General features: G+C 76.2%; 7 protein-coding genes. 4 read left to right on the top strand and 3 right to left on the bottom strand.

Going from position 1 to position 8,065, the window contains the following annotated elements:
• Positions 1-14: 14 nt before the first annotated feature.
• The gene (locus tag ACWDCZ_RS28575) at positions 15-983 is read right to left on the bottom strand and encodes a phosphotransferase family protein (RefSeq protein WP_449817323.1); all 969 of its coding nucleotides are present in this window, start codon (positions 981-983) and stop codon (positions 15-17) included.
• A 183-nt stretch (positions 984-1,166) separates the two neighbouring features.
• Between ACWDCZ_RS28575 and ACWDCZ_RS28570 the strand changes: the two genes are divergently transcribed.
• Positions 1,167-2,162, top strand: coding sequence for a zinc-dependent alcohol dehydrogenase family protein (locus ACWDCZ_RS28570; protein WP_117485412.1), 996 nt, complete (start codon positions 1,167-1,169; stop codon positions 2,160-2,162).
• 46 nt (positions 2,163-2,208) lie between these two features.
• Here the strand turns inward: ACWDCZ_RS28570 and ACWDCZ_RS28565 are convergent, their stop codons facing one another.
• Positions 2,209-2,562 (bottom strand): ArsR/SmtB family transcription factor, encoded by a 354-nt coding sequence (locus ACWDCZ_RS28565; protein ID WP_049660701.1) that lies wholly within the window; start codon positions 2,560-2,562, stop codon positions 2,209-2,211.
• Positions 2,563-3,167: 605 nt separating this feature from the next.
• Positions 3,168-4,040 carry an AfsR/SARP family transcriptional regulator gene (locus ACWDCZ_RS28560; RefSeq protein WP_049659476.1) on the bottom strand — a complete coding sequence of 291 codons (873 nt, stop codon included), beginning with the start codon at positions 4,038-4,040 and terminating at the stop codon, positions 3,168-3,170.
• A 485-nt stretch (positions 4,041-4,525) separates the two neighbouring features.
• Here ACWDCZ_RS28560 and ACWDCZ_RS28555 point away from each other — a divergent pair, with 485 nt between their 5' ends.
• The 3 genes from ACWDCZ_RS28555 to ACWDCZ_RS28545 all read left to right on the top strand — a co-directional run bounded on the left by ACWDCZ_RS28555 (position 4,526) and on the right by ACWDCZ_RS28545 (position 8,061).
• Positions 4,526-5,737, top strand: a complete 1,212-nt coding sequence (locus tag ACWDCZ_RS28555; protein WP_049659474.1) for an aminotransferase class I/II-fold pyridoxal phosphate-dependent enzyme — start codon at positions 4,526-4,528, stop codon at positions 5,735-5,737.
• Between the two features lie 162 nt (positions 5,738-5,899).
• Positions 5,900-7,135 carry a beta-ketoacyl-[acyl-carrier-protein] synthase family protein gene (locus ACWDCZ_RS28550; RefSeq protein ID WP_049659472.1) on the top strand — a complete coding sequence of 412 codons (1,236 nt, stop codon included), beginning with the start codon at positions 5,900-5,902 and terminating at the stop codon, positions 7,133-7,135.
• On the top strand, positions 7,132-8,061 hold the full coding sequence (locus tag ACWDCZ_RS28545) for a MaoC family dehydratase (protein WP_449817322.1): 930 nt from the start codon (positions 7,132-7,134) through the stop codon (positions 8,059-8,061). Before ACWDCZ_RS28550 ends, ACWDCZ_RS28545 begins: the two co-directional genes overlap by 4 nt.
• Positions 8,062-8,065: the final 4 nt, after the last annotated feature.

The raw sequence follows: 8,065 nt of genomic DNA, 5'->3' as shown, positions 1-8,065 counted from the left end.
GGGCGCGGGCGGGTTCAGGCGTAGCGGTCGAACAGGGCCTGCAGGTAGTCCTCCAGGCGTTCCGTCAGCACGGCGGGCGTCAGGTCGGCGCGTCCCAGCTCGCGCCAGGGCTCGGCGACCTTCCGGGCGTCCGGGGCGAAGGCGAGGGCGTCCAGCAGCCGCCAGTACAGGTGGTCGCGGCCGGCGGCGAGGGTGCGGCCGCCGGCGGCGGTGTAGCGGTCGGCGAAGGCCAGGCCCGCCTCGGGGCCGTGCAGCAGGGCCAGGGCGGTGGAGCAGTGGGCGACGTCCAGGTCGGCCGGCCCCCAGGACGTCTCCACCCAGTCGACGACCCCGCTGACGGCCAGGTCGGCGCCCGCGCCGGTGAACAGCACGTTGCCGGGGTGGAAGTCGCGGTGCAGGAAGCAGGAGCGGTGCGCGGGCACCGCGCCGCCGATCACCTCCACCGCCCGCCGCCACAGCCCGGCGCGGGCGGTGCCCCCGGGCGCCTCCACGCGCTCGGGGGCCGTCCACGCCTGCCAGGCGCGCGGCCGGTCCTCCTCGGCGACGTCGAGGGCGTGCACGGCGGCCAGCTGCGCGGCCAGCAGGCCCGCGCGCTGCCCCGCCCCGCCGTCCTCGGCCACCCGCACGGTGCCGGGCAGGTGCGTCATCAGCAGCGACGGGTGCTCGCACACCGCCCCCGACCCGTCCACCGCGCGCAGGCGCGCCGCCGGGACGCCGCCGCCCTCCAGCAGGCGCAGCACCGCCGCCTCGCGGGCCAGCAGCCCCGGGGCGTGGCGGCGGTAGAACGGCTTGACGAAGGAGCGCAGCACCAGCGCGTACGGGCCCGCGCCACCCGGGCGCTCCACGTCCACGCGGCGCATCCGCGAGGTCCACCCGCCCGTGAGCGCGCTCACCGCCGTGACGCGCTCACCGGGTGCGAGGAGCCCCTCCACCCACCGGCGCGTGCCGTCCCACCCCTGGCCCCAGTCCCCACCGTCGATCATGGACGGCAAGCCTACGCCCCACCCCCGCCCGACCCGCCCCGGGCAGGCCTGACGAAGAGTCAACTCCCGTACAACCACGGACAGAAGACCTCTATTCCGACAGGTGTCGAAGTTTGACAGGCGGGGCGCGCCCGGGGTTGGCTGGACGCCGATCCGCACCGCACCCAGGGGGAGGGGCCCGCCATGCCCAGGACCGTCGTCTTCGAGACCACCGGAGGACCGGAGGTACTGGCCGTACGCGAGCGCGCCCTGCCCGAACCCGGGCCCGGCGAACTGCGCCTGCGCGTGGCCGCGATCGGCCTCAACCGCGCCGAGGCCCTCTTCCGCGCCGGCACCTACCTGGAGCGGCCGCGCCTGCCCGCCACCCTCGGCTACGAGGCCAGCGGCACCGTGGAGGCCGTCGGCGAGGGCGTCACCGCCTTCACGCCCGGCGACCGCGTCGACACCGTGCCCGCGTTCTCCCAGAACGACTACGGCGTCTACGGCACCCACGTCCTGGTCCCCGCCCGCGCCGCCGTCCCCCACCCCGCCGGCCTCACCCCCGCCCAGGGCGCCGCCGTGTGGATGCCCTACCTCACCGCCTACGGCGCCCTCGCCGAGGACGGCCACCTGCGCCCCGGCGACCACGTGCTGATCACCGCCGCCGCCTCCGGCGTGGGCCTGGCCGCCATCCGCACCGCCCGCCGCCTGGGCGCCCACCCGATCGCCACCACCCGCACCCGCGCCAAGGCCCGGCACCTGCTGGACGCCGGCGCCGCCGAGGTCGTCGTCACCGGCGAGGACGACCTCCTCGCCCGCGTCGACGCGGCCACCGGCGGATCCGGCGTGCGCACCGTCTTCGACCCCGTCGCCGGACCCGGCGTCCTGACCCTCGCCCGCACCCTGGCCCCCGGCGGACGCCTGACCGTCTACGGCCGCCTCGACCCCCGCGACACCCCGATGCCCGGCCAGGACACCTTCGCCCCCGTCACCAGCCGCTTCTTCTCCATGCACGAGGTCACCCGGGACGACGAACGCCTGCGCCGCGCCCACGCGTTCGTCACCGCCGGCCTGGCCGACGGCTCCTTCACCCCCGCCGTCGACCGCGTCTTCGAAGGCCTCGACACCGTCGCCGAGGCCCACCGCTACCTGGAGGCCGGCACCCAGATCGGCAAGATCGTCCTGACCGTCGGCGACTGAACCACCACCGGAGGCCGAACCGCCGCCGCCGGGGGCCGGCGGGCCCTCAGGCCCCCGGGGCCCGGCGGGCCTCCGCGTCGGCGGCGGCCACCACCGCCGCCAGCAGCCCCGGGAACCGCCGCTCCAACTCCTCGCTGCGCAGCGCGTTCATCTTGGTGGTGCCCACGTAGTACTGGCGCAGCAGCCCCGCCTCGCGCAGCACGCTGAAGTGGTGGCTGGAGGTCGAACGCCCCACCGGCAGGTCGAAGGAACCGCAGCTGAGATCGGCTCCCGAGTGCGCGAGCGTGCGCACCACCGTCCTGCGGGCCGGATCAGCGAGCGCCTCCAGCACCTGCTGGACGCTCACGTCCTCCACACCAGGGTGCACGATCACCCGCGCCGCCACGCGTGCCCGCCCCACACCCACCACCCCTTCCCACCACTCGACCCCCGTCTGTCCGACAGTCAAAAACCGCGCCGTGTGCGCGACTTCACGAGCACGACGCTACCAGGGACGATCGCCCGGCCCCCGGCCTCCGCCCCCGGGAGGCGCGCCGGACCCCCGGACCGCCCCCGCGCCCCACCCGCCGCCCACACCCACCGCAACACCCGCGCAACACGCCCCGCCGCCCGGCACGGCGGCGCGCGGCCGAGGACGGCCGGAAAAGAGGAGATGCGCGGCGCGGCACGGCGGGGGAGGGACGCGGCGCCGGGGAGGGCCCCGTGACGGACCGCCGAGGACGACCGGGCACCACCGGGGGCGGCGGCGCGCGGCCGAGGACGGCCGGAAAAGAGGAGGCGCGTCGTGGCGGGCGGCACGGGGGAGAGGCCCCGCAAAGGGCCGCCGAGGACGACCGGGGACCGCCGAAGACCGCCGGGCACGACGGCGCGCGGCCCGGGCCGGCGGCCGGAAGGAGAGGGCCTGCGGAGGCAGGCGGCGCGCCCCGCCGGACCGGGGACCGGCAGGGCACGCCGCAGCGGCACAACGGCAGCGGCAGGCGCGGGCGCAGGCGCGGGCCCCCGGGCTCAGGCCGCGCGCACCGGGGCCGGCGCCGCCCGGGCCAGACGCGTCAGCGCCAGCGGCTCGAAGATCCCCATCAGCACCGGGTCCACCGCCCGCACCGCCGCCGGCGCCGGCGCCGCCGGCACGGGGGAGCGCAGCATCGCCAGGTAGAGCTCCTGGGTCTCGGCGGCCGGGTCGATGCCCAGCTCCTCGGCCAGCACCTGGCGCAACTGCTGGTAGCAGCGCAGCGCCTCCGCCCGGTTGCCGGAGGCGGCCAGCGCCTCCATCCGGCAGCGGTAGGCGCTCTCCCGGAACGGCGCCCGGCGCACCGCCTCGTCCGCCCAGCGCAGCGCGTGGTGCTCCTCGCCCAGCGCCGACGCCGCCAGGCTCGCGGTCTCCAACGCGCTGATGCGCAGCTCCTCCACGTGCTCGCGCACCCCCTGCGCCCACTCGCCCTCGTGGTCGGGCAGGAACGCCCCGCGCAGGTTCGCCAGCGCCCCCGCGGCCAGCTGCTGCGCCACCGCGTGGCCGCCCGCGGCCAGCGCCTCGCCGGCCTCGCCGACCGCCGAGGCCGCCGCCTCCAGGTCCACCGCCGCGTCCGCGGGCAGCCGCAGCACGTACCGCCCGCCCTGGGAGATCAGCGGGGTCGCACCGGGCCCCTGCCCCGGATCGGTGACGAACGCCCGCACCCGGCTCACCACGCTGCGCAGCGCGGAGGCCCAGGTGTCGGGCAGGCCGTCGGGCCAGATGGTGTCGGCCAGCTGGTCGCGGCTGGTGCCGCTGGAGCGCTCCAGCACCAGGCGGGCGAACGCCACCTGGGCCTGGGCGCTGGACAGGTGCTGCGGGGCGCCGTCCTCGTGCTCGACGGCCACCAGACCGGTCAGGCGGATCAGCATGCGCGGGCCCCCGATCTACCGGACGGACCGTCTTCCCTGAAGCCTTTCAACACGAGCTCCAACCCCCTCGAGCCAAAGCGGAAGTGACGGCCCGTTCCGGCCGTCGGCGTGGGAAATTGCGGATCGGAACAATAAACCGCCGACCAGCCGTTCGGTTTCGGCGGATTTCGACCATACATTCGCCGCATCGCGCGGTGTCAACACCGGTTGCGGAAACATACCCACCGGCCGGTCAATGCGTCGTGGACGCAAGGTTTCCGCACGTCAGAGCGTTCCCGCAGGCCAGGAAAGCGCCTATTGCGGACGCCTTGCGCATCCTGCCGTAGAAATGTAGCCATCCTTGAGCACCCCGCGTGAAGGCTTCGAGAAACACCCCGAGCCGCGAAAAGCCCCGAACAACCGCGAAACAGCCGCACGCAACCGCGAAACAGCCGCGAACAACCGTGAAAAGCCGTGAACACCGTGACGCCGTGAAGGAGAAACCCGTGAACGCCACCGGAGCATGGGACCGCCTGGAGCCGAAGCTCGCCGCAACGAACGCCCGCGTGGCCGCACTGGAGTCCGACCCCTCCCGGCGCAACAGCTTCGTCGCCTACACCATGGAACGCGACAGCGCCTACTGCGACCTCGACGGCGAGCGCCTGCTCATGATGTCCGGCTACAGCTACCTCGGCCTGGCCGGCGACGAACGCGTCGTGGCCGCCGCCAAGGCCGCCGTCGACGTCTACGGCACCGGCAACCACGGCGTGCGCGCCCTGGCCGGCACCATCCCCCTGCACGAGGAACTCGAAGCCGAGGTCGCCCGCTTCGCCGGCCGCGAACGCGCCCTGGTCTTCGGCTCCGGCTACGCCGCCAACGTCGGCACCGTCGGCGCCCTCGTCGGCCAGGGCGACACCGTCCTGATCGACAAGTACGACCACGCCTCCATCGTCGACGGCTGCCGCCTGTCCGGCGCCACCGTCACCCGCTTCCGCCACAACGACGTCGACCACCTCGAGCGCCGCCTCAAGGCCGCCGCCCCCACCGGCGTGCGCCTGGTCATCGTCGACAGCGTCTACTCCATGGACGGCGACATCGCCCCGCTGCCCGAACTGCGCGAGGTCTGCGACCGCTACGACGCCCTCCTCATGGTCGACGAGGCCCACGCCCTGGGCGTCATCGGCAAGACCGGCGGCGGCATCGAGGAGCACTTCGACCACAAGGTCCGCGTCGACGTCAAACTCGGCACCCTCTCCAAGGCCATCCCCTCCATGGGCGGCTGGATCGCCGGCAGCCACGACCTCATCGGCCACCTGCGCTACGCCGCCCGCCCGTTCCTGTTCTCCGCCGCCCTCGGCCCCGCCCAGACCGGCGCCGCCCTGGAGTCCCTGCGCATCCTGCGCCGCGAACCCGAGCGCGTCACCCACACCCAGACCCAGGCCCAGCGCCTGCGCACCCGCCTCAACGACGCCGGCATCTCCACCATGGACTCCACCACCGCCGTCCTGCCCGTCATCGCCGGCAGCGACGACGCCGCCTACGACTACGCCACCGCCTGCCGCAAGGCCGGCGTCATCGGCCTGCCCGTCGTCACCCCCGCCGTGCCCAACGACCTCGCCCGGCTGCGCATCGCCGTCACCGCCCGCCACACCGCCGCCGACATCGACTTCGCCGCCGAGGCGTTCCTGACCGCCGCCGCCCAGACCGGCCTGATCTGACCCGCCCGGCCCGACCGATCCGGCCCGCCCCGCCCGCCTGATCCGGCCTGCCCGGCCGGACCGGCCCGCCTGATCCGACCGGCCGGCCGGCCCGGACCAGCCCGCCCCGCCCCCGCTGCCACCGCCGGGCCGCCCGCGCGACCGCGCTAAGGAGACGAAGCCATGGCCCCCCACCACCGGCCGCCGATCGCCGTCACCGGCCTCGGCGTGGTCAGCCCCGCCGGCCACACCGTCGAGGACCTCTGGCGCACCGTCGCCTCCGGGCGCTCCACCGCCACCGCCCTCACCGACCCCGCCCTGGCCCGCCACCGGGTGCGCCTGGGCTGCAAGGTCACCGACCTGCCCGACAACGACCTCGTCCCCGCCAAGGACGCCCGCCGCCTCGACCCGTTCGCCCACTACGGCACCCTCGCCGCACTCGCCGCCCACGCCGACGCCGGACGCCCCGAACCCGAACCCGGGCGCAGCGCCATCGTGGTGGGCACCGCCGTGGGCGGACGCACCACCAGCGACCGCGAGTCCGCGCTGTACACCGAGCACGGGCCGCTGCGGGTCTCCCCGCTGATGCCGCTGGTCACCATGCCCAACGCGGCCGCCGCCCAGATCGCGATGCGCCTGCACTGGAACGGGCCCGCCCTGACCATCGCCACCACCTGCGCCTCCGGCGCGGACGCGATCGGCCACGGCGCCCTGCTGCTGGAGACCGGGCGCGCCGACGTGGTGATCGCCGGCGGCTGCGAGGCCACCCTCACCCCCGTCACCCTGGCCGCGTTCGGCAACCTCGGCGCGCACTCCCTGCGCAACGACGAACCCCGGCGCGCCTCACGGCCCTTCGACACCGACCGCGACGGCTTCGTGATGGGCGAGGGCGCCGGCTTCCTCGTCCTGGAACGCCTGGACGACGCCCGGGCCCGCGGCCGCACCCCGTACGCGCTGCTCGCCGGGTACGGCGCGAGCGCGGACGCCTACCACCTGTCCAACCCGCGCCCCGACGGCGCCGGCGCGGTGGCCGCGATGCGCGCCGCCCTCGCCGACGCGGCCCTCGCGCCCGGCGACATCGCCCACGTCAACGCCCACGGCACCTCCACCGTGCACAACGACCGGGCCGAGGCCGCCGCCCTGCGCGCCGTGTTCGGCCCCCACGGCGTGCCGGTCACCTCCACCAAGGGCGCCATCGGCCACCTGATCGGCGCCGCCGGCGCCGTCGAGCTGATCGCCGCCATCGAGGCCATGAACGCCCGCACCGTCCCTCCCACCGCCAACCACGAGAAGACCGAAGAGGGCCTGGACCTCGACGTCGTGCACACCGCGCCGCGCCCGGTGCGCGCCGGCGCGGCCCTGTCCAACTCGTTCGGCTTCGGCGGCCACAACACGACCCTGGTGGTGACCCCGCTATGACCGCACCCACGACCACACCCGCCGCACAAGCCGCACAAGCCGCACAAGCCGCACCCGCCGCCCCCGCCGGACAGGCCGGACAGGCCGTACCCGCCGTGACCGCGCCCGCCGGTCCGGTGTCGCGCACCCGCCTGCACGTCACCGACCGGGACCTGGCCGCCTACCGGGCCGCGGCCCGGGCCCGCCTGGGCGCCCCCGCCCGCGCCGGGGCCGGCCCCGCGCACCCCTTCGTCGCCGCCCACGCCCTCGCCCAGCACACCGTCGGCGCGCTGACCGCCGGCGACCACGGGTTCACCGGCGTGGTCCACCTCGCCCAGGAGATCCGCACCCACGCCCCGCTCACGGCGGGGGACGTCGACGTCGCCGTCGAGGTCGCCGCCGTGCGCCGCGAGGCCCGCGGCACCCGCCTGGCCCTGACCACCCGCCTCACCGACGCGGCCACCGGCGCCCCGCTCGCCGACCTCGCCACCGCCGCGCTCCTGCTGGGCGCCACCGGCGCCCAGCCGTACGGCGCCCTGCCGCCGGCCGCCCACCCCGGTTCCGTGCCCGACGGCCCGCCCCTGGTCCTCACCCACGTGCTGGACGCCGGCGACACCCGCGCCTACGCCCACGCCTCCGGCGACCTCAACCCCATCCACCTCGACGACGACGCCGCCCGCGCGGCCGGCTTCCCCGGCGTCATCGCCCACGGCATGCACCTGGTGGCGCTGGCCGCCGAGGAGATCACCGACCGCCACGCCGGCGGCGACCCCGCCCGCGTCACCGCGCTCGGCGCCCGCTTCGCCGCCCCCACCCGCCCCGGCACCGAACTGCGCCTGACCCTCCAGCCCCACGACCGGGGCACCGTGGTGCGCTTCACCATCGCCACCGAGGCCGGCACCGCCGTCAAGGCCGGCTGGGCGCGCATCGCACCGGCGGGGGAGTGAACGC

Source organism: Kitasatospora sp. NPDC001225 (assembly GCF_053597855.1).
Note: the sequence above shows the minus strand (reverse complement) of the source record. Positions and strands in the feature narration are given on the sequence as shown.

What these genes read in the sequence shown, in the direction of transcription:
- ACWDCZ_RS28560 (WP_049659476.1), bottom strand. Translation starts at nt 4,040, where the DNA reads ATGCTGATCCGCCTGACCGGTCTGGTGGCCGTCGAGCACGAGGACGGC.
- ACWDCZ_RS28545 (WP_449817322.1), top strand. Translation starts at nt 7,132, where the DNA reads ATGACCGCACCCACGACCACACCCGCCGCACAAGCCGCACAAGCCGCA.
- ACWDCZ_RS28570 (WP_117485412.1), top strand. Translation starts at nt 1,167, where the DNA reads ATGCCCAGGACCGTCGTCTTCGAGACCACCGGAGGACCGGAGGTACTG.
- ACWDCZ_RS28550 (WP_049659472.1), top strand. Translation starts at nt 5,900, where the DNA reads ATGGCCCCCCACCACCGGCCGCCGATCGCCGTCACCGGCCTCGGCGTG.
- ACWDCZ_RS28575 (WP_449817323.1), bottom strand. Translation starts at nt 983, where the DNA reads ATGATCGACGGTGGGGACTGGGGCCAGGGGTGGGACGGCACGCGCCGG.